Below are 21,359 nucleotides of genomic sequence, written 5' to 3'. Positions count from 1 at the left end.
TTACCCTTTCACATACAGCGGCACCCGCTGCGCAAATTCGGCACCATTGCTGTCTTTGGCTAGCATACGGATGTTCCAGTTGCCCTGCCCCAAAGATGCAGGGGTGGTATATGCCCCGCCATCAAAGGTGAAATCAGGCGAAAAATCCTCTTTGACATGCGTGGCGCGTCCTACGACGGCCTGCAGTTCAGCGACCTCGACCGGTGCGCCGGTTTCATCCGTGATGTGCAGGATCAAAAGGCCGCCCGATACTTCGGCGCGGATAAACCACCCCAGAGCCTGCTGTTCCTGCAGACGTTCATTGAACTCCTGACTCGCGACATACGAGTTCTTGACCTCAAGCCCGGGGAAGGTTTTTACCGCGCTGTAGGCCAGCACAAGGTTCACAGCGATAATCACGCCGAAGGCTGCAACAAATACAGCCAGAGCATGCTTGCCGGTAAATTGACGTTCAGCCATCTCAGTTACCTCGACCGTTAAACGTGGTGTCTTTGTAGGCGCGCTCGCCGCTTTGCAGGTCTTCGACCCAGATCCGAACCGGCGTCACATCCGCCGCTGCGGGGCCCGTTTCACCATCGGCCACAATGTAAACACGGGTCAATTGTGCCGTATCCGCGGTGACATTGACAGTGTCTCCTTCTGCCCCTTCGATCTGAACCTCAAGGGCCGGATCGCCTGCGAGTGACAGTTTGAATGCGCGTTCTTCGCCATGTTTGTTCCGCAGCCGCACGTCATAGGTGTTGCGGATTGTGCCGTCTGACAGCGTTACAAAGGTTGGATTGCGGACAGGCGCTACGGTCAGGTCGATATCGGACCGGATGAACAAGGCAAATAACAAGGCAAGACCAACTGCAGACCACATCGCCGTATACATAATCGTCCGGGGCCGCAGAATGTGTTTCCAGATGTTCCGGGGTGGCTTACCTTCGCGCTCACGGGTTTCGTCGCTCAGCGCCATATAGTCGATCAGCCCGCGCGGCTTACCGATCTTGGCCATCATGTCATCGCAGGCATCAATGCACAGCGCGCAGGTGATGCATTCCAGCTGCTGACCATCGCGAATGTCGATGCCAACAGGGCATACGTTCACGCAGGCCATACAGTCGATGCAATCCCCAAGCTCGGAATCCGCCGTCCGTTTACCCTTACCTCGCGGCTCACCCCGCCATTCGCGGTAGCCGACCACAAGCGTGTCTTCGTCCATCATCGCCGCCTGAATACGAGGCCAGGGACAGGCGTAGATACAAATCTGTTCCCGCGCGAACCCGCCGAACAGAAAGGTCGTCCCCGTCAGGATCAGCATCGTGGTATACGCCACAGGATGCGCGTTTCCGGTGACCAGATCGCGCAGCAACGTCGGCGCATCGGCGAAATAGAACACCCACGCACCGCCCGTGGCCAATCCAATCAACAACCAAGCGGTCCATTTCGTGACCCGAAGCCGCGCCTTGCGAAAGTCCATCTTTTCCTGACGGTGCAAGCGCAGTCTGGCGTTCCGGTCACCTTCAATCCAGCGCTCGACCAGGATGTAAAGGTCAGTCCAGACCGTCTGCGGACAAGCATAGCCGCACCACACACGCCCAAGCGCCGAGGTGAACAGAAACAGCCCCAGACCGGCCATGATCAACAGGCCCGCCACAAAGTAAAATTCGTGTGGCCAGATTTCGATCCAGAAAAAGTAAAACCGGCGGTTGGCCAGATCCAGCAACACCGCTTGATCTGGCAGGCTGGGTCCGCGGTCCCACCTGATCCACGGTGTGATGTAGTAGATGCCCAATGTCACCGCCATGATGATCCATTTCAGATTACGAAACGGACCGGACACGCGCCGGGGGAAAATCGGCTCTCGTGCGGCGTAGAGACTGGGGGCGGGGTCGGAATCGCTCACGGAATGGCTCCAGATGTAGCTGTTTTTTCGGCGTCTTGTCCCAGATCACAAAGGTAAGCACTTTGACATGGGTCAAAAGCGCATCGTACAGACACCTTTTGTCACAGTTGGTCAGATTGCTTTTTCAGCCAACGCACAAAGGTTTTCACAGCAGGTCTTTGCGGCGTGTCATTGGTAACAATAAAGTAACCCGTTGTGTCCGGCTCGCGATACAGTTCGACGATGCGGCCTGAGGCTATGTCCGGTTCGACAAAATGCCGCGCCGTCACCGTTACACCCTGCCCCGCGCGCAGCCCGTCCAGCAGCAGATTACCCGGCACCGAGATCCGCCCCGCTCTTGGGCCGTGTTCAACGCCTTTGCGCGCCAGCCAGGTGGTGGCTTCGGTTGTGCCCAACTCCTCCAGCCAGGGCAACTGGCTGAGCTCCTCTGGCGTCCAGGTCTCGCGGTTTCCAAGTAAGCTTTGCGCTGCAACGATGACCATCGGGCTTTGCAGCAATAACTGAGCATTGACGCCTGGCCAGCGACCGTTCCCGTAACGGATCGCAATGTCGACCCCACCTGGCCGTAAGTCGACCAGCTTCGGCGTTGGATCGATGGCCAGTGGAACCTCGGGATGTTCAGCCTGAAACGCAGGCAGGCGCGGCATGAGCCACGACGCCGCAAATGATGGGGTAAGAGACACATGAACCGGACGCTCGCTAGCCGTTTGCACAAGTTCCGAGATCGCGGTCCCGATTGCACCGAAACCCAGATGCAATGCCCGCGCAAGGTGTTCGCCCTCTGGGGTCAGCGTCATTGATTTTCCCGAGCGATCCAACAGGCTGACGCCAAGATGCTTTTCCAACGAACGCAAATGCTGGCTTATGGCAGCGTGGCTAACATTAAGCGTTCCACCTGCCTGCACAACGTTCCCGCATTCAGCAAACGCAGAAAAAGCGCGCAAAGACGCCAAGGGGGGAAATCTCATCCAATTCATCTGTAAGTCCAACTTACATTTCAGAATTGATATTGAGTCGCATTTCTCATGCCAAAACTCAATCCTTTCTTGGAAAGAACCGCATGAAAGGAATGCTCAGATGATTTCGATCCTTGCACGCAGCTTCATGGTCGCCAGTCGGAACGCGCCTGAACCCTGGCATCGTGACAGCCAAGACATCGAGTGGCTGCCGAAAAACCATTGGTGGAAAGAGAAAGACACCGACCGTAAGGGGATGTTTGCAGATCGCCCTAAAACCGACGGATGACTTGAGGAATGAGCACCGGCCGTTCAGGAAACGCGCGAACAGATAGAACAGCCGGTGCTACAGCCTTCGGGCGGTCAAACCGCCCGAAGGTGTTCTTTTGGCCTTATTGGCCGCCACCCAGTTGGTGAACGTATGCCGTGACCGCGCGGATTTGCGCTTCGGTCAGACGGTTTTCCCATGCGGGCATCACACCAAAGCGGCTGTAGGTGACCGTTTCAGTCAGTTCTTCTTCGCTGCCGCCGAACAACCAAATCGCATCGGTCAGGTTCGGAGCGCCCTGAAAGACGTCGCCCTTACCATCTTCGCCGTGGCACGCGGCACAATTGTCTTCATAGACAACCTTGCCTGCCTGCGCGGCTGCGTCATCGGTCTGTGCGTTGGTCAGCGACATCACGTACTGGACCACCTGAGCGATCTCTTCTTTCTCGAGCAGCTCTCCGAATGCAGGCATCTCGGAATAGCGCGCGTCGTCGCTTTCTTCATTCCGAATACCATAGGCAACGGTGTACTCGATATCCTCGAGTGACCCACCCCAGAGCCATGCGTCATCCAGCAGGTTCGGGAACCCCGGTGCGCCTTGTGCGCCGGACCCGTGGCACTGTGCACACCACGTGCGGAAAACGGCACCGCCCGAGTTCACTGCAAATTGCTGCAGTTCAGCATCGGCCGAGATTTCCTCGAGCGGTGTTTCCACCAGCTTGGCGTTCCAGGGTGCGTTTGCCTCTTGGGCGGCCACGATTTCTTCCTGGACTTCTCCGCGAGAAGACCAACCTGTGACCCCGGCTGTTGCCGATTGAACCAAAGGCCATGCTGGATACATGATCGTGTAGATCACACCCCAGAAAATACAGGCGTAAAAGGTCCACAGCCACCAACGGGGCATCGGGTTGTCGAACTCTTCCAGACCGTCCCAGCTGTGTCCGGTTGTTTGCGGATCACCCGGCAGTTTTTCAGGTGTCTTACTCATGGCCGCGCCTCCTTGGATTCGGCGGGTTTATCTTGATGCCGGAAGGGGATGTTGGCGGTGTCTTTGTATTCCTTGCTGGCACCGGGGCGGAAAACCCAGATCACGATGCCAATGAAGAACGTAAAGAGCAGCAGCAACATCCAGCTATCCGCGAACTCTCGAAGAAGTGTGTAAAGTTCCATCTCACCCTCCCTCAGCGGCTTGCGTCCGGGGTGAAGGTCGAGAAGTCGACCAGCGTGCCCAGCATCTGCAGATAAGCGATCAGCGCGTCAGCTTCGGTCAGATCGGACTGACCGTCGAAGTTACGCACGTTGACCTTTTCGCCATAGCGTTCCAGCAATCCGTCAAAATCGCTGTCCGGATCGGCCTGCGCGCGGAAGTCAGCCTCGGCGTTGGCGAGCATTTCCTCGGTATAGGGCGTGCCCACAACCGCATTGGCCTTCATGATGTCACCAATGTATTCGCCGTTCAGCTTACGGGTTTCGAGGAAGCCATATTTTGGCATCACCGATTCCGGCACCACGGATTGCGCGTCGCGCAAGTGGCGAACATGCCAATCATCCGAATAGCGACCACCGACACGCGCCAGGTCAGGCCCGGTCCGCTTTGACCCCCACTGGAACGGATGGTCATACATCGACTCTGCCGCCAGCGAGTAGTGGCCATAGCGCTCAACCTCATCCCGCATTGGACGGATCATCTGGCTGTGGCAGACATAGCAGCCTTCACGCAGATAGATCTCACGTCCCGCCATTTCGAGAGGGGTGTAAGGGCGCATGCCCTCCACCTTCTCGATGGTGTTCTCAAGATAGAACAGCGGGGTGATCTGAACGATGCCACCGATGGTTACGACCAGAAAGCTGAATACCAGCAGGAGGGTCGCGTTGGTCTCGAGGATTTTATGTTTGTCGAGAATTGCCATTGCTCCGGCCCTCCTTATTCAGCCGGGACCGCAACGGTCAGGCTGGCCTCTTTGGCCGGTGCCTTCCGCACAGTCATCCACAGGTTGTAGCACATGATCAGCGAGCCAGCGACGAACATCACGCCACCCAGCGCACGCACCACGTACATCGGGAATTTGGCAGCCACGGTGTCAGCGAACGAGTTCACGAGGAAGCCGTTGGCATCCACTTCACGCCACATCAGGCCTTCCATGATACCGGTGACCCACATCGACGCGGCGTAAAGCACGATGCCGATAGTGGCGAGCCAGAAGTGCCAGCTGACCAGTTGCAGCGAGTACAGACGCTCGCGCTTCCACAGAACAGGCACCAGGAAGTACAGCGCACCGAATGTGATCATACCGTTCCAGCCCAGCGCGCCTGAATGCACGTGACCAATGGTCCAGTCGGTATAGTGGCTCAGCGAGTTTACGGCGCGGATCGACATCATCGGACCTTCAAAGGTGGACATGCCGTAGAAGCCAACCGAGATCACCATCATCCGGATAACCGGGTCGGTGCGCAGCTTGTCCCATGCGCCCGAAAGCGTCATCAGACCGTTGATCATACCGCCCCACGAAGGCATCCACAGCACGACCGAGAACACCATGCCCAGCGTCGAGGCCCAGTCAGGCAGCGCGGTATAGTGCAGGTGGTGCGGACCCGCCCAGATATACAGGAAGATCAGGGCCCAGAAGTGGATGATCGACAGCTTGTATGAAAAGACCGGACGCTCGGCCTGTTTCGGGATGAAGTAGTACATCATGCCCAGGAAGCCCGCAGTCAGGAAGAAGCCCACAGCGTTGTGGCCGTACCACCACTGGATCATGGCGTCTTGTACACCCGACCAGACGATGACCGATTTCGAACCCCAGATACTGACCGGAATGGTGATGTTGTTCACCACGTGCAGCATCGCAACGGTGACGATAAAGGCCAGATAGAACCAGTTCGCAACGTAGATATGCGGCTCTTTCCGCTTGACCACAGTGCCCAGGAAAACGGCCAGATAGGCCACCCAGACAATGGTCAGCCACAGGTCGACATACCATTCGGGTTCTGCATATTCCTTGGACTGCGTTCCGCCCAGGATATAGCCGGTGGCCGCCAGCACGATGAACAGCTGATACCCCCAGAATACGAACCATGCGAGGTTCCCACCCCACAGACGCGCGGCGCTGGTGCGCTGAACGACATAGAACGAGGTCGCCAGCAGCGCGTTACCGCCAAAGGCAAAAATCACGGCCGAGGTGTGCAGCGGGCGCAAACGGCCAAAGTTCATGTATCCCTGCGCCCATTCGAAGTTGAGCACCGGAAAGGCCAATTGAAACGCGATAAAGGTCCCCGCAAGGAACCCGACCACACCCCAAAAAGCAGTAGCGATCACGCCGTAGCGGATCACACCATCCATGTATTCGCCCGAGCGGTCTACGAACGTATCTGGCTCATCCGTGTTTCTAAGCGTCCAGATGAACAAACCGCCGGCGATCAACATCACCAGAATTGCATGCACCTGATACGCCAAATCGCGTGCATAATTGGTCGCGATCGCTGCGAAGACCGCGATCAGACCAAGCACGATCAGCTTGATGTAATTTGACATATTGCGTCCCTTTGCCATGCCCGACACGATTCTTCATTTCGGTCGGGCCCTTTTGACTGGGTGCTGTTTTGTCCGAGGGCAGCCGCAACTGCTTTGATCTGTGTCAAGACAGATCGCGGAATACTATGACAATGCTTAAGAAACGACTGGGCTGGAACGTCGCATGCGCCCTGGCCCTGAAGGCAAGAGGGCACCATGGCTTACAAATCTCTTCTCACTGTCATGACAGATGCAAAGCAGTCAAATTCGGCGCTTGAACAAATGGTTGCGCTGGCTTCGGCGCAGGACTCGCATGCCGAAGCCTTGTGCCTTGGCGTGGATCGCAGCCAGACCGGCTACTATTATGCGGGTGCGAATGCTTTGATCCTTCAGGAAACCCTGAGCCGTGCTAACGCCGAGGCCGACGAAGTACTGGCCTACGCCAAGGATTACCTTGGCAAATCCGGCGTCAGGTGGTCGGCTGAAAGCGGGGTTGCCCAGATTTCCGACCTTGGGCGTCACGTCGCACACAGGGCGCGGTTTTCGGATCTTGTCGTGCTGCCTCAGCCCTATGGCGAAGGCCGCGGCGTGGAAGCAGAGCCTATCGTCGAAGCAGCGATGTTTGATGGCCACGCACCCGTTCTGATCGTGCCTGACAAAGCGACGCCTTTTGGGCAACCCGGCACCGTTTTGATCGGCTGGAACGAAAGCGTCGAGGCCATGCGGGCCATTCGATGTGCGTTACCGTTTCTGATTGCGGCAGAACAGGTGCGGATCGTGGTCATTGACCCACCCCGTCACGGGCCGGATCGCTCCGACCCCGGCGGGATGCTGTCGCAGATGCTGTCCCGTCACGGCGTGAAATGCGAGATTGATGTTCTGAGTAAAACCATGACCCGCGTGTCGGACATACTGAACCGCCATGCCATGGATACTGAGGCCGACATGATCGTCATGGGAGCTTATGGCCATTCGCGGTTCCGCGAAGCCATCCTTGGCGGCGCGACGCGGAACATGCTGGAACAATCGGCTGTTCCCGTGTTTCTGGCGCACTGAGGGACGGCGGGCGGCCGCTATCCCTTTTTCACCAGCCCGATCAGGAACAGTAGAATTATCGCTCCAATCGTGGCTGAGAAGATCGACGAAAACAGGCCACCGCCTACAGCAAAGCCCAGCGCAGGAAAGATCGTGCCCGCCAGAAACGCGCCCACGACGCCAACAATGATGTTTCCAATCAGGCCAAAGCCACGGCCTTCCATGATCTTTCCTGACAGCCATCCGGCGACTGCGCCAATAAACAACATGGCCAGCAAGCTGCTGAACTGCATGGCTTTCTCCTGATTTTGTTAGCGTCCAGGCAATTTAATCACGGCTTGCCCGCTGCGTCACCCTGCAAGCGCGTCAGACAAGGAACCCGCCGTCAGAATCATCACCCGCCTCTTCCATCAAGCGCCCCATGTCAGGGATCGTGACGTGGCGCTTGCCTTCCAACGCAATCACTTCGTCTTTTTTCAACGCCGAAATCTGACGGCTGACCGTTTCCAGTGTCAGTCCCAGATAGTCTGCCATCGCTTCGCGCGTCAGGGGCAGGTCAAACACAATTGGTCCGGTATTGCCTTTCTGGTTAATCGAGGCATCCCGACGGGCGATGATCGACAACAGGCTGGCAATCTTTTCACGCGCGGTCTTGCGGCCCAAGACCAGCATCCATTCCCGCGCCGCATCGAGTTCGTCCAACGTCATCTGCAATAGGCGATGGGCGATATGGGGCGTTTCGCTCATCAGGACTTCAAAAGGCTTCTTGCGGAAACAGCACATCACCAGATCGGTGGTCGCCTGAACATCATATGGAGCCGAATCGCGACCGGGCCGACCAACAAAGTCGCTGGGCAGCAAGAGACCCACCATTTGGGTCCGTCCGTCTTCCATCGTCTGCGTCAAGGACGCGATACCAGACACAACCGAGCCCACAAAGTTCATCTGATCCCCTGACCAGATGATCGTCTGCCCTGCCTCGAAACTGCGATAATACTTAATTTCTTCAAGTGCTTGCAGCTCATCGGCTTCGCAGTGCGCACAAACAGCCCGGTGGCGAATCGGGCAATCAGCACAGTTGGTGTGGTCGATCTTGAATATCGGTGTCATGCGCGTTCCCACTTGATCTCTGTCAAGGCAGCTTGGTTGGCCGTGCTCTAACGGTATCGCTATGATAGTGAAACCACAACTGGCACGGCTTGGACTATTTGACGCTAAAGTTCCGCGTTACACAAGCTATCCCACCGCACCCCACTTCAGCAATGATGTGGGGTCAAGTCATTTTGAAGATTGGATTTCCGGGATCAAACCCGGCAGTGCCGTCTCGCTTTATGTCCATGTTCCATTCTGCCGTCGCCTGTGCTGGTTTTGCGCTTGCCGGACGCAGGGAACCCAAACCGACAACCCGGTTATCGCCTATGTCGACGTTCTGAAGGCCGAGCTGGACTTGCTAGCAGCCCGGTTGCCCGAAGGCGTAACCCTATCGCGCCTGCACTGGGGTGGCGGTACACCGACACTGCTGAACGCCGATCTGATGCGCGATCTGGCCTCTCGGATCCTAAGCATTGTTCCGTTTGGTCCGGGCGCTGAATTCTCGGTCGAGATTGATCCGAACGAGATCGACGAAGTGCGTCTGGATGCGCTGGCCGAGGCAGGCATGAATCGCGCCTCGATCGGAATTCAGGATTTCGATGACGAGATTCAGAAAACAATAGGTCGCATTCAAAGTTACGATACGACGCGCCGCGCAGCCGAGATGATCCGAGCCCGCGGGATTAACAGCCTGAACGCCGATATTCTTTACGGCCTGCCCCATCAGACCAAGTCACGGATGACCGAAAGTGTGCAAAAGCTTCTTTCGCTCAGCCCTGATCGCGTCGCGCTGTATGGATATGCGCATGTTCCCTGGATGGCCAAACGGCAGCAGATGATCCCGTCTGACGCCCTGCCCACCCCCGAAAAGCGGTTGGACCTGTTCGATACAGCACGTCGCCTTTTCATGTGGGACAACTATGCCGAGATCGGTATCGACCATTTCGCCACGCAGTATGACGGCCTGACCCACGCCCTGAAGGCTGGACGGCTCAAGCGGAACTTCCAGGGATACACAGATGACCAGGCTGAGGTTTTGATCGGCGTTGGTGCCAGCTCGATCTCGCGTTTCCCGCAGGGTTATGCCCAGAATGCTCCTGCGACGTCTGCCCATACCAAGGCAATCCGCGAAGGGCGTTTCTCGACATCGCGCGGACATGTGTTCAAAGGGCAGGACGTGTTGCGAGGGCGCCTGATCGAGGCACTCATGTGCGATTTCCAGATCAAATCGGCAGAGATTCTAAAAGACCACGACATCACGGCATCCCAATTGCAAGAGATGTACCGAGCGGCAAATGCAGCGTTCGACAACCTTCTGACGGTCACCGAGGATGGGTTGTTCATTCCGCCCGAAGCCCGTGCCTTGACGCGCATGATCGCCCGCAGCTTTGACGCCTATGACCTTAGCAAAGCTGGTCACAGTTCTGCGATCTAAGCCGGTTTACGCGGGCCCGGTCTGAGCCTTCACGTTGAAAAACGGCACAGGGGCTTGACGCGGGCCTCTGGTTTTCTCCACACTCGAACGGTGCGATCCGCACCCTGAGGCAGGTGAATTCGCAGACAGTTCATGCCAACGCATCTGCGTGGGACAACCCTTTTCGTGCAGGTATTTCTGCAACCTGAAAGAGGGACAGCACCTATGCGCGTTTTTACCGTCCTCGGCCCCAGCCAATCGGGCAAAACCACTCTGGTCGAGGCCATCAGCCGCCTCGACGGGCGACCCACGACATTCGATGTTTCAGGAACCGTGCATTTGCACGGTTTTTCTTACTTGGACGAACCCTGGTGTGCGATCGACGTTGATGGCGGCGGGGATAATCTGGGCTATGTCGGCCCGGCGATGGCAATCTCGGACGCGGCCGTGGTGGTGGTTCCACCCGACCCGGACGCCGCCGTGTTATGCGCGCCTTACCTGCGACTGGTCGAAGAGGCCGGGATCCCGTGTTTCCTGTTCATCAACCGAATGGACAGCCCCAATGGCCGAATTCGCGACATCATCGCCACCCTGCAGACCTATTGCACGCATCACATTGCCCTGCGTCAGGTTCCGATCCGCGAGGGCGACACGATCATCGGTGCGGTTGATCTGATCTCGGAACGCGCGTGGAAGTACCAAGAGGGCCAACCGTCAGCCCTGATCGAACTGCCGCAATCCGTCGAAGATCGCGAACAGGAAGCGCGGGTCGAGCTGCTGGAAACGCTGTCTGACTTTGATGATCATCTGCTCGAGCAACTGATCGAGGACAAACAACCAGCCAGTGCAGAAGTCTATGACCTGGCCGCACAGGTGCTGAAGAACCATCAACTGATCCCGGCCTGTCTGGGGGCCGCAAGTCACGGCAATGGCCTGACCCGTCTGATGAAGGCGCTTCGTCACGAAGCACCGGAATTTGACATTGCCGCCGGTCGCGACGAAGCCGCCGAGAACGCACGCGCCATTGCCGGGTTCGCGGACGTCAAAAAGCACATCGGCAAGATTATCGTACTCCGCGGTCTCGGGGACGGTGTACGCGCGCATGAGGCTCTGGGGGGCGAGACGGTCGGCAACCTGACTACGCTGGACGCGAAAACACAAATATCACAACTGGAGGCCGGGCAAATCGGTCTGGCTGTGAAATCCGACCACCTCAATCCCGGCAATATCTATGACAGCAAGGGGGCCGCGTCCCTGCCGGAATGGGCCTCGTCGCACCCAGCCGCGCACCGTCAGGTCGTATCGCCCGCGCATGAACGTGATGATGTTCGCCTGTCAAACGCGCTGACCCGCCTGGTCGAGATCGATCCCGGCCTACATCTGGGACAAGACGAATTGAGCGGCCACGCCGTTCTGGGATCTCAGGGCCCACAGCATCTGCGGCGCGTTACGGCCAAACTGGCCGAAGACTTTGGGATCGAGATTGTTACCGATCCGGTTGAAACCGCGTACCGCGAAACCATTCGTGCGCCAATCGAGCATCGACACCGTCACCGCAAGCAATCCGGCGGGGCTGGTCAATTTGCCGATGTGGTGATCTCGGTGACTCCGATGCCGCGTGGCTCGGGCTTCCAGTTCGAAGAGATCGTCAAGGGCGGCGCGGTTCCCCGCAACTATATCCCGTCTGTCGAGCATGGGGCGAAAGACGCTTTGGAACAGGGGCCCGAAGGGTTCCCCGTGGTCGATGTCAAAGTCACGCTAAGCGACGGCAAGCACCACAATGTGGACAGTTCGGATTTCGCGTTCCGAACGGCTGGCAAGAACGCGGTACGTGAGGCACTGCCTCAGGCCAAGCCCGTCGTGCTTCAGCCAATCCTCAACGCCGAGATTCACCTGCCGTCGAACTTCGTCGGTGATCTGGTTCCCACGATCAGTTCCTTGCAGGGGCAAGTGCTGGGGTTCGAAGGCAACCCGAACGCCTCAGGCTGGGAGATATTCAATGCCCAACTGCCCGCTGTTGCCGAAGATGAACTGCACAGAAGTCTCGCCAGCGCTACGCGTGGTACCGGTTGGGTCAAACTGAGCTTTGATCACTATGAGGAATTGCGCGGCCCGGTTCCCAAACCTGCTGTTCGGGAACCGGCAAACGCCTGAAAAGAACGGGCGGGCTGAAATCAGCCCGCCGCCGAAATCAGTTCGCGTGTGTAGTCGGTTTGCGCGTTTTCAAACAGGTCTTCGGCCGCGCCCATTTCGATCACGTCACCGTTTCGCATCACGATAACGTTGTGCGACATGGCGCGGACAACTTTCAGGTCGTGGCTGATGAACAGATAGGCGAGCCCATATTTGCGCTGCAAATCGCGCAACAGATCCACGATCTGCACTTGCACGGTCATATCCAGGGCACTGGTCGGTTCGTCCAGCACCAGCAATTTGGGGCGCAAAATCATCGCGCGCGCGATTGCGATGCGCTGACGTTGTCCGCCCGAGAATTCATGCGGGTAACGATCCATCGCAGCCGGATCCAACCCGACTTCGGTCATGACCTCAGCCACCAGCTCGCGCGGGGCGCGGTGCGGATCAACCTTATGAATCGCAAGCCCCTCGGCGATGATCTGCATACAGGTCATCCGAGGGCTCAGGCTGCCAAACGGGTCCTGAAAAACAATCTGCATGTCCTTGCGCAAACGCCGCAACTCTTTGGTGGACCAGCTGCGAACGTCTTGATCGCGGAAAGTAATCCCACCCTCAGACGCAATTAGACGCATGATCGCCAGAGCCAGCGTCGTCTTGCCTGATCCACTCTCGCCCACAATGCCCAATGTTTCGCCGGCCCGTACACTCAGGGTCGCGTCGTTGACCGCCTTCACATGGCCAACAGTGCGCTTCAGGAAGCCACGTTGGATCGGAAACCAAACCTTCAGATGATCTGTCCGGGCAACCTCTTCAGCATCGGATGCCACGGGATCGGGATGCCCGGATGGCTCGGCCGCCAATAGCTTGCGCGTATAGGGATGCTGGGGGTTGTCAAAAATCTCGGTCGTGATGCCCGTTTCGACAATTTCGCCGTCCTTCATCACACAGACGCGATCGGCAATTCGGCGCACGATGCCAAGGTCATGGGTGATAAACAACATCCCCATGTTTTCCGACTTTTGCAGATCGGCCAACAGCTCGAGAATCTGGGCTTGGATTGTGACGTCCAGCGCGGTGGTCGGCTCATCCGCGATCAGAATGTCAGGCTTGTTGGCCAAGGCCATAGCAATCATAACACGCTGCCTTTGCCCGCCCGACAATTGATGCGGATAGCTATCCAGCCGCTCTTGAGGGTCGCGTATGCCGACTTTGTCCAACAACTCGATAATGCGGTCACGCGCATCGTTGCCGGTCAGACCCTGGTGCAAAGCCAGAGACTCGGCCATCTGCTTCTGAATTGTGTGCAACGGGTTGAGCGAAGTCATCGGCTCTTGGAAGATAAAGCTGATGTCGTTGCCGCGCACGTCCATTAGCTTGTCCTGAGACGCGCCGATCATCTCATCTCCGTCGTAGGTGACCGACCCTTCGACAAGTGCACTGTCTCCCAGCAACGACACCGTGCTTAGGGCCGTTACGGACTTGCCCGAACCCGACTCACCCACCAATGCAACGGTTTCGCCGCGATCAACGGTGAACGAGACGCCCTTGACCGCCGCGCTGATCTGCCCATCCTGCTTGAACGAGACCTTGAGGTTGTTCACATCCAAAAGGCTCATGAGAAGGTCTTTCTGGGATCAAACGCATCGCGCACGCCTTCAAATATGAAGACCAGCAGCGACAGCATGATGGCAAAGGTGAAAAACGCGGTAAAGGCCAGCCACGGCGCCTGCAGGTTCTGTTTGGCCTGTAAGGTCAGCTCACCCAAAGACGGGGCCGAGGACGGCAGACCGAACCCAAGAAAGTCCAGCGAAGCCAGCCCGCCAATCGTGCCTGTCACGATAAAGGGCATGAACGTCAATGTGGCGACCATGGCGTTTGGCAGCATATGGCGGAACATGATGGTCATGTTGCCGACGCCCAGCGCACGCGCGGCGCGCACGTATTCCAGATTACGCGCCCGTAGGAATTCGGCCCTGACCACGCCAACCAAGCCAGTCCAACTGAACAAGATCATAAGGATCACCAGCAACCAGAAACTTCGGCCCAGAATGGCGAACATTATGATGATCACGTAAAGCGAAGGCGTGGATGACCAAATCTCGATTATACGTTGGAAGATCAGGTCCAGCCAGCCACCGAAAAACCCCTGGATGGCGCCCGCAAAAATCCCGATCAGGCTGGCGGCACCAGTCACGATCAGAGTGAACAGGATTGATAACCTGAAACCATAGATGACACGCGCCAGTACATCGCGTTTGGTATCGTCGGTGCCCAACAGGTTCTGGCCATTTGGCGGCAACGGGGCAGCGCCGGGGCGATCAACGCTGGTGTTGAAGGAATAGGGAATCAACGGCCAAATGGCCCAGCCACGCTCAAAACCGTCGGCCTGGAAGGTCCCGGCCTTGATCTCATCAATGATCCCTTCCGGGTCATCAAAGCACTGATCCAAACCACCACTGTCGATCAGGCACATAACCTCGGGGTCGCGATAGATCGCTTCGGTCTGGAAATCACCGCCAAATTCAGTCTCGGCATAGAAATTGAAGATCGGCGTATAGAACTCGCCCCGGTAGTGCACCAGAATTGGTTTGTCATTGGCGATGAACTCGGCAAACAGTGACAGACCGAACAGCACCGAAAAGATGATCAGCGACCAGAACGCGCGGCCATTACGCCGGAAATTGCGCCAGCGGCGCTGATTGAGTGGGGAAAGCGCCATTTACCCCTCCCGCTTTTCAAAGTCGATGCGCGGATCGACCAGCACATACATGATGTCGCTGATGATCCCGACAACCAGACCCATAAGGCCAAAGATAAACAGCGTGCCAAAAATCACCGGGTAATCGCGCGCGACAGCGGCCTCAAAGCCCAGACGCCCAAGCCCATCCAGCGAGAAGATGGTTTCGATAATGATCGAACCTCCGAAAAATACGCCGATGAATACCGCGGGAAATCCTGCGATGACGATCAGCATCGCATTTCGGAACACATGACCGTAGAGAACGCGCCCTTCGCTCAGGCCCTTTGCACGTGCCGTCATGACGTACTGCTTTTTGATCTCGTCCAGAAACGAGTTTTTGGTCAACAGGGTCAGCGTCGCAAAAGCTGAAATTGTCAGCGCGGTGATCGGCAGGGCGATATGCCAGAAATAATCTGCGATCTTTCCAAACAGGCTGAGGCTGTCCCAATTGTCTGAGGTCAGTCCCCGCAGCGGGAAGATTTGCCAATAAGATCCACCGGCAAACAGCACCAGCAACAGAATCGCGAACAGAAAGCCGGGAATGGCATAGGCCACGATAATGGCGCCACTGGTCCATGTGTCGAAATTGGACCCGTCCTTGATCGCTTTGCGAATGCCCAGCGGGATCGAGACCAGATACGCAATCAAAGTGGACCACAGGCCCAGTGAAATCGAGACCGGCATCTTTTCCAGCACAAGGTCGATCACGCTGATTGATCTGAAATAACTCTCGCCAAAGTCCAGCGTCAGGTAGTTGCCCATCATGTCGAGGAACCGCTGCACCGGAGGTTTGTCGAACCCAAACTCCTTTTCCAGCTCTTCGATAAATTCGGGTGGCAAACCGCGTGCGCCAATGTACCGGTCGTTTACACCCCCGGTTTGTTGGTCAATGTCGCTGCCGCCACCGGCAATACCTTCGAATACGTCACCGCCGCCTTCCATCTGGGCGATGATCTGTTCAATCGGCCCGCCCGGAACGAACTGAACCAGCGTAAAGTTGACGATCATGATCCCAAGCAAGGTTGGAATGACCAGCAACAAGCGTCTTAGAATATATGCTCCCATGTGAGCGAATTACCTCAACGCACCCGAGGATTTCAACTCGGCTTCTTTGTCGGCGTTGATCCACCAAAGGTCTTCCACGCCCAGAGCATAAGGTGGAAGGTTTTCGGGGTATTCGTACATGTCCCAATAGGCAACCCAGTGTTTGCCCAGGTACCACGTGGGAACCATGATCCGCTTGGCTCGCAGTACACGGTCCAGGGCACGGACATTGGCGTTCAGCTCTTCGCTTTCCGTCGCCGCGACAATGTTGTCGATCAACGGCTCAATGTCGGGGCCGTGCGCGCCCGATGGGTTGAACACCGAATACGATGCCGCCTCAGTTCCGTATTGCTGATACAAACCGGTAGATGGTTGCAGTGATTTTCCATACCCACCGTTGATCATGTCAAAATCGCGATCACGGCGGCGCAGCGTGAATTGCGCGTTGTCCACCCGGTTGTATGTGGCATCAATTCCCATGACGCGCAGATTATCGACGAACGGCTGAATGATCCGGTCCAGTGTCGGTTGATCCGACAGGAATTCAATCGACAGGACCTCACCGTTCGCATTCCGGCGGATACCATCGTCGCCCACCAGCCATCCGGCCTCATCCAACAGGCTCATGGCTGCGCGCAGGTTGCGACGATCATTCTGCCGGGCCGGACGGGATTCATGCGCGCTGACGGGTTCTTCGGTGAGGACCGATGGGTCTAGTGCATCGCCCAGCGCCTCAAGCACCTCAAGCTCACGGCCCTCAGGCAGACCGGTTGCTTCTAGATGTGTGCCTTCCCAGAATGAACTGCGTTGCTGAAACAAGCCATACTGCAGGCTTTCATTCGTCCACTCGAAATTATAGCCGAGTTGAACAGCCTCGCGGACACGCGGATCCTGAAACTGTGGACGGTCGAGGTTCATGATGAACCCGCTTGCAGAGGGAACGGTACCATCCTCCAACTCAACGCGGAGTACATTGCCGTTCGAAATGGCTGGAAAGTCGTAAGCCGTAGCCCAGCTTTTCGAGTTGTTCTCTTGCCGGAGGGTAAAAGTTCCCGCCTTGAAGCCTTCCATCGCGGCAATTGAATCGCTGAAATACTCAATCCGGATGGTGTCATAGTTATTGCGGCCGACATTGACGTTGACGTGATCCCCCCAATAGTCAGGGTTCCGCTTGTAAACGATCCGCCGGTTGATGTCGTAGTTGTCCAGCACATAAGGGGCCGAGCCGATCCCCGGCTCCAGGCGTGATTTGTCCAGGCGTCGGTTTTCAGGATCAGCCTCAAACCAAGCCTTTGAATACACAGGCGTTCCGCCGACCTGCGAGATGAGTGCCCGACGCGGAATATCCGGAGCAAAGTAAAATTTGACCCGATGATCATCCAGCGCCTCGGCGCGCGGTATCCGTTTGCGCACGGCATCCGCATAGGATTTCAGCCCCTGATCCAACAGAAGATTGTGCGAAAAGACGACGTCATGCGCCGTCACCGGCGTTCCGTCAGAAAAGCGTGCTTCGGGGCGCATGTTGAAAATGACCCAGTCCTGGCTTTCTGGGTATTCAAGGCTTTCGGCCAGCAAACCGTAATAAGATGCGGGCTCATCATAGGAAGGCACAAGCAAAGATTCGTATTGATCAGCCGAGCGTGCGCCTGCACGACCTTGCCGCGTAAACGGATTGAAACTGTCAAACGTGCCTTGCGCGGCATAAGACAGCTCGCCACCGCGCGGCGCATCCGGGTTCACATAGTCGAAATGTGCAAAGCCTTCGGGGTATTTCAGATCACCAAATTCTGAAAAGCCGTAGCTTTTGATAATCTTCTCTTCAGCAAACAGTTGAGTCGCTGCCAGCAATAGCACGAACAATCCGACCACCGTCGCATTCAGCCACATCCTGAAATCCATTTCGCGCGCTTTTGCGGTTACTTTATTGGATCCCATATTGCTCATCCCCTGCTTCGACTGTGACTTTATCTTGTATCCGCCAGCTAAAAGGCCAGCACTGTCAGATTCAAGTTTAGAATGCGTGAACGCTTTGTGAAGTTCTTCTTAGACAAAAAATAAAGCCGCTGCACAGGGCAGCGGCTTTAAAATTCGGGCAATCCAAGATCAGGATCAGTTGCCGATGGTCTGCAGATAAGCAATCAGGTCTGCACGTTCCTGAGGTTTCTTCAGACCAGCAAAGCTCATCGATGTTCCGGAAATATAGGCGCTTGGGCGCTCAAGGAATGCGTCAAGTGCTTCTGGCGTCCAGTTGCCGCCATGCGCCTGCATCGAGGCCGAGTATCCGGTGAAACCCTTCGCCGAAGCGACTGGGCGGTCAACGATTGCATAAAGGTAAGGTCCGGTTCCGTTCGCGCCGTCTTCCAGTTTGTGGCAAGCGGTACACTTACGGAAGACGCGTGCGCCTTTCTCAGGGTCGGCGGCGGCCAGCAGATCTTCGAACACCACTTCTTCACCGTCAGCGCTTTCGCCTGCGCTTTCGGTTTCGATGATGTACGAGGCCGTCTCGCCGTGACCATCGGCGTGGTACAGGCCTTCGGCGGCCCATTTGGCCAGAAGCAGCACCAGGAAGGTGCCAAACAGGCCTGCGGCGGCCTTGGTAACTGTCATCGTGTCGAACATTGATCGCGAGTCCATTTAGCTGTCTTGGGGGTGTCTAAGGCTTCCCCTGACAAGAGGCAAGGTATAGACACCGCGACTAAACGCCCAATCTTGGAACTTGTTGCACGGAATCGACCAAATGACCAAACGTATCGCATTTCAGGGAGAACCCGGCGCCTATAGCCACGAGGCCTGCCGCAACGCGCGCCCGGACATGGAGGCCCTGCCCTGCCGTACATTCGAGGATGTGATCGAATCAGTTCGCGTTGGCGAGGCTGACCTTGCGATGTTGCCGGTCGAGAACACGACGTACGGTCGCGTTGCCGATATTCACCGTCTGCTGCCGCATAGCGGCTTGCATATCATTGATGAGGCCTTTGTCCGGGTTCACATCAACTTGCTGGGCGTTCCGGGTGCAACACTTGCCGATATAACCGAGGCGCATTCCCACCTGGTCTTGCTTCCCCAATGCGCGGGGTTTCTCAAGGAGCACGGCATTCGGGGGCGTGTCAGCCCCGACAATGCCCGCGCCGCGCGTGAGGTTTCCGAACAGGGCGATGCGCATTCCGCCGCCTTGGCCAGCGAACTGGCCGGGGAAATCTACGGCCTGAACGTCTTGGCCCGGCATATCGAAGACAGTGACGACAACACGACGCGCTTTTTGGTTATGTCGCGCGAGGCCGATACGTCGCGACGCGGGGATCACGGAATGATCACCAGCTTCGTCTTCCAGGTGCGCAACATCCCAGCGGCCCTTTACAAAGCCATGGGCGGGTTTGCGACCAACGGCATCAACATGACCAAGCTGGAAAGCTACATGGTCGATGGATCGTTCACGGCGACGCAGTTTTACGCTGATATCGTGGGCCATCCAGACGACCGCAACGTGCAGCTTGCCATGGATGAGCTTGAGCATTTCACAACCAACGTGGAACTGCTGGGGGTATATCCGGCAGCGCAACCGCGCGGATAGATTCTACAGGGAACAGGGCGCGCCCAAACCCTCTGGTCTGGTCCGCATGCCAATTTAAGCCCCGTGCTGATACCGCTCTTCGATCTCTCTGGCGAATTCGTTCAGCCGGGATTGAAGACGGCGTCGGAAACGGGACTTACCCAATCTGAGCGATTGCAGGAAAAGCCGCGCGGGCAACGACTTTGCTGACAGGCTCAGCTCTAGGCTCAACCGTGTTCGCCGCTGCGATAGCGCCAGAAATTCAACCGAGGTCGTGCCGCTCATTCCCTTGCCCGTGGCCTCAAACCGCATTTGCGAGGCTGGATCACACTCGACCATTTCAATATCGACCCGCCGCGTTTTCCCACGCAGTTGAAATTCGGCCTGCCAAGTGGTGCCCGGTACGACGGCCATGTGGCCGGACAGACGATGCACCTCGATCCCACGACGCATTGCCATACGCTCAAAACGTTCAAAATCGGCAACCATCTCAAACACCGTGTTGATTGGCGCCTCGATATCTTCGTGAGCTTTAAACTGCATGTTCGTCCGTAAAGCTGGTTCTGCAAGCGCAGTTATTTGGTCAGTCCAAAGTATCCGCAAGCCAGTGCTGTAATATGAAATGTGCAATAGCACCTTTACGGGCCGGCTTCAGCGTCGGATGTTCCCCCGCAAAAGCCTGCATCATTTCGGATTTACTGACCCACATCGCATCCTCAATCTCGACGGGATCTATCGTGATTTCGCGCGAAAGGGCTTGGCCCGCGCATCCAAACATCAACGAGGCTGGAAACGGCCAAGGTTGACTGGACAGATACGTCACGGCACCGACCGGGACCCCGGCTTCCTCCATCACCTCGCGACGAACCGCGGCTTCCAGCGTTTCGCCGGGCTCAACAAATCCGGCAAGCAACGAATACATCCCATCGGGCCATCCCGGTGAACGCCCCATCAGCACCGCATCCCCATGTGTGATCAACATGATCACAACCGGATCGGTACGTGGAAAGTGCTGCCCACCGCAGGTCGGGCAACTACGCTGCCAGCCGCCCTGCGCGATGTCACTTGCCGCGCCGCAACGTGCGCAGAATTTATGGGTCTCGTGCCATCCGATTACCGCTTTGGCGGTCGCAGCCAATTCGGCATCCCGCGTGCTGAGTCGCGTCATGATCCGGCGCAGTTCGGCAAACACATAGCCCGGCGGCAAGTCAGGGTGCTGCTGTTCGGATGAATCAAAAAACGCGCCGACCTCAGAAACATCCAGATCTTCCGCCGCCCAATTCGAAATATCCGTCGCAAACAATGGCCCCTCATCCGAAATCCCAAGAAACACAGGCGATCGCACGATGCCACCCGGTCCGTTTGCCAACACATCGTGGTTCAGGGAAATCCAGGCCAACCGGTCAAGTGCCTCACCCTGAACCAAAAGCTTTCCACGCCACAGCACCAAACATTTTGCCTTGGGGTCGCCTCGAACCTCGGCCAGCTTATCGGGATCGGTACGAAGATGCGCCGCGCGGTTCAGGCCTGAACCACCGAACGTCACGTTTTCCGCGTATTTCATTGCAAGCCTTTCAGAGTGTTGGCACAGGGCTGCCACGGTGACCAAAATGTTGCAACGACAATTCAGGTCTTGTTGAAAAAAGATCGGGGAATGCCGGATGTCCCAAAGTTCACCTTGAAACTCGGGGCGAATACTCTTTTTGTTGAAATTGACTGTTATTA

The 21,359-nt window shown here is 56.9% G+C and carries 21 protein-coding genes; 5 read left to right on the top strand and 16 right to left on the bottom strand.

The window, feature by feature from the left end; translation table 11 throughout:
* The 3 genes from ACR0BD_RS13880 to ACR0BD_RS13870 form a co-directional block, all read right to left on the bottom strand.
* Nucleotides 1–459 (bottom strand): FixH family protein, encoded by a 459-nt coding sequence (locus tag ACR0BD_RS13880; protein ID WP_480831262.1) that lies wholly within the window; start codon nt 457–459, stop codon nt 1–3.
* A gap of 1 nt (nt 460) precedes the next feature.
* Entirely contained in the window at nt 461–1,888 is a 1,428-nt protein-coding gene (gene ccoG / locus ACR0BD_RS13875) for a cytochrome c oxidase accessory protein CcoG (protein WP_480697912.1), read from the bottom strand.
* 101 nt (nt 1,889–1,989) lie between these two features.
* Nucleotides 1,990–2,865: a LysR family transcriptional regulator gene (locus ACR0BD_RS13870; protein ID WP_480831260.1), complete on the bottom strand. Its 876-nt coding sequence runs from the start codon at nt 2,863–2,865 to the stop codon at nt 1,990–1,992.
* Between the two features lie 100 nt (nt 2,866–2,965).
* Between ACR0BD_RS13870 and ACR0BD_RS13865 the strand changes: the two genes are divergently transcribed.
* Nucleotides 2,966–3,133: a hypothetical protein gene (locus tag ACR0BD_RS13865; protein WP_480697914.1), complete on the top strand. Its 168-nt coding sequence runs from the start codon at nt 2,966–2,968 to the stop codon at nt 3,131–3,133.
* Nucleotides 3,134–3,236: 103 nt separating this feature from the next.
* On the opposite strand, the gene ccoP is transcribed toward ACR0BD_RS13865, so the two are convergent.
* The 4 genes from ccoP to ccoN are packed head-to-tail and all read right to left on the bottom strand — an operon-like array spanning nt 3,237 to nt 6,644.
* A complete protein-coding gene (ccoP, locus tag ACR0BD_RS13860; RefSeq protein ID WP_480831257.1) occupies nt 3,237–4,100 on the bottom strand; it encodes a cytochrome-c oxidase, cbb3-type subunit III in 864 nt (287 codons plus the stop codon).
* Entirely contained in the window at nt 4,097–4,282 is a 186-nt protein-coding gene (locus ACR0BD_RS13855; RefSeq protein WP_480697916.1) for a cbb3-type cytochrome c oxidase subunit 3, read from the bottom strand. Before ACR0BD_RS13855 ends, ccoP begins: the two co-directional genes overlap by 4 nt.
* Nucleotides 4,283–4,293: 11 nt before the next feature.
* The gene (ccoO, locus tag ACR0BD_RS13850) at nt 4,294–5,022 is read right to left on the bottom strand and encodes a cytochrome-c oxidase, cbb3-type subunit II (protein WP_480831256.1); all 729 of its coding nucleotides are present in this window, start codon (nt 5,020–5,022) and stop codon (nt 4,294–4,296) included.
* A 14-nt stretch (nt 5,023–5,036) separates the two neighbouring features.
* Complete coding sequence (gene ccoN / locus ACR0BD_RS13845) at nt 5,037–6,644, bottom strand: cytochrome-c oxidase, cbb3-type subunit I (protein WP_480697918.1); 1,608 nt, start codon at nt 6,642–6,644, stop codon at nt 5,037–5,039.
* 195 nt (nt 6,645–6,839) lie between these two features.
* Between ccoN and ACR0BD_RS13840 the strand changes: the two genes are divergently transcribed.
* Nucleotides 6,840–7,679, top strand: a complete 840-nt coding sequence (locus ACR0BD_RS13840; protein WP_480831253.1) for a universal stress protein — start codon at nt 6,840–6,842, stop codon at nt 7,677–7,679.
* 17 nt (nt 7,680–7,696) lie between these two features.
* Here ACR0BD_RS13840 and ACR0BD_RS13835 read toward each other — a convergent pair whose 3' ends face one another.
* Nucleotides 7,697–7,951 (bottom strand): GlsB/YeaQ/YmgE family stress response membrane protein, encoded by a 255-nt coding sequence (locus tag ACR0BD_RS13835; protein WP_480697920.1) that lies wholly within the window; start codon nt 7,949–7,951, stop codon nt 7,697–7,699.
* A gap of 73 nt (nt 7,952–8,024) precedes the next feature.
* Entirely contained in the window at nt 8,025–8,768 is a 744-nt protein-coding gene (gene fnrL / locus ACR0BD_RS13830; protein ID WP_480697921.1) for a transcriptional regulator FnrL, read from the bottom strand.
* 61 nt (nt 8,769–8,829) lie between these two features.
* On the opposite strand from fnrL, the gene hemN reads away from it, so the two are divergent.
* Nucleotides 8,830–10,185 (top strand): oxygen-independent coproporphyrinogen III oxidase, encoded by a 1,356-nt coding sequence (hemN, locus tag ACR0BD_RS13825; RefSeq protein ID WP_480831251.1) that lies wholly within the window; start codon nt 8,830–8,832, stop codon nt 10,183–10,185.
* A 204-nt stretch (nt 10,186–10,389) separates the two neighbouring features.
* Nucleotides 10,390–12,318, top strand: coding sequence for an elongation factor G (locus ACR0BD_RS13820; protein WP_480831249.1), 1,929 nt, complete (start codon nt 10,390–10,392; stop codon nt 12,316–12,318).
* 20 nt (nt 12,319–12,338) lie between these two features.
* On the opposite strand, the gene ACR0BD_RS13815 is transcribed toward ACR0BD_RS13820, so the two are convergent.
* From ACR0BD_RS13815 to ACR0BD_RS13795, 5 genes are all read right to left on the bottom strand, one after another.
* Nucleotides 12,339–13,916, bottom strand: a complete 1,578-nt coding sequence (locus ACR0BD_RS13815; RefSeq protein WP_480831247.1) for an ABC transporter ATP-binding protein — start codon at nt 13,914–13,916, stop codon at nt 12,339–12,341.
* Nucleotides 13,913–15,019 (bottom strand): ABC transporter permease, encoded by a 1,107-nt coding sequence (locus ACR0BD_RS13810; RefSeq protein WP_480831245.1) that lies wholly within the window; start codon nt 15,017–15,019, stop codon nt 13,913–13,915. The genes ACR0BD_RS13815 and ACR0BD_RS13810 overlap by 4 nt, the downstream gene beginning before the upstream one ends.
* Nucleotides 15,020–16,105: a microcin C ABC transporter permease YejB gene (locus ACR0BD_RS13805; protein WP_480697926.1), complete on the bottom strand. Its 1,086-nt coding sequence runs from the start codon at nt 16,103–16,105 to the stop codon at nt 15,020–15,022.
* A gap of 9 nt (nt 16,106–16,114) precedes the next feature.
* Nucleotides 16,115–17,983, bottom strand: a complete 1,869-nt coding sequence (locus ACR0BD_RS13800; protein WP_480831299.1) for an extracellular solute-binding protein — start codon at nt 17,981–17,983, stop codon at nt 16,115–16,117.
* 210 nt (nt 17,984–18,193) lie between these two features.
* Nucleotides 18,194–18,703, bottom strand: a complete 510-nt coding sequence (locus ACR0BD_RS13795) for a c-type cytochrome (RefSeq protein ID WP_480831297.1) — start codon at nt 18,701–18,703, stop codon at nt 18,194–18,196.
* A gap of 118 nt (nt 18,704–18,821) precedes the next feature.
* Here ACR0BD_RS13795 and ACR0BD_RS13790 point away from each other — a divergent pair, with 118 nt between their 5' ends.
* Nucleotides 18,822–19,655: a prephenate dehydratase gene (locus ACR0BD_RS13790; RefSeq protein ID WP_480831243.1), complete on the top strand. Its 834-nt coding sequence runs from the start codon at nt 18,822–18,824 to the stop codon at nt 19,653–19,655.
* Between the two features lie 54 nt (nt 19,656–19,709).
* On the opposite strand, the gene ACR0BD_RS13785 is transcribed toward ACR0BD_RS13790, so the two are convergent.
* On the bottom strand, nt 19,710–20,177 hold the full coding sequence (locus ACR0BD_RS13785) for an SRPBCC family protein (protein WP_480831242.1): 468 nt from the start codon (nt 20,175–20,177) through the stop codon (nt 19,710–19,712).
* Between the two features lie 40 nt (nt 20,178–20,217).
* Nucleotides 20,218–21,198, bottom strand: a complete 981-nt coding sequence (gene nudC / locus ACR0BD_RS13780) for an NAD(+) diphosphatase (RefSeq protein ID WP_480831240.1) — start codon at nt 21,196–21,198, stop codon at nt 20,218–20,220.
* Nucleotides 21,199–21,359: the final 161 nt, after the last annotated feature.

Source organism: Ruegeria sp. G5, assembly GCF_056533365.1.
Note: the sequence above shows the minus strand (reverse complement) of the source record. Positions and strands in the feature narration are given on the sequence as shown.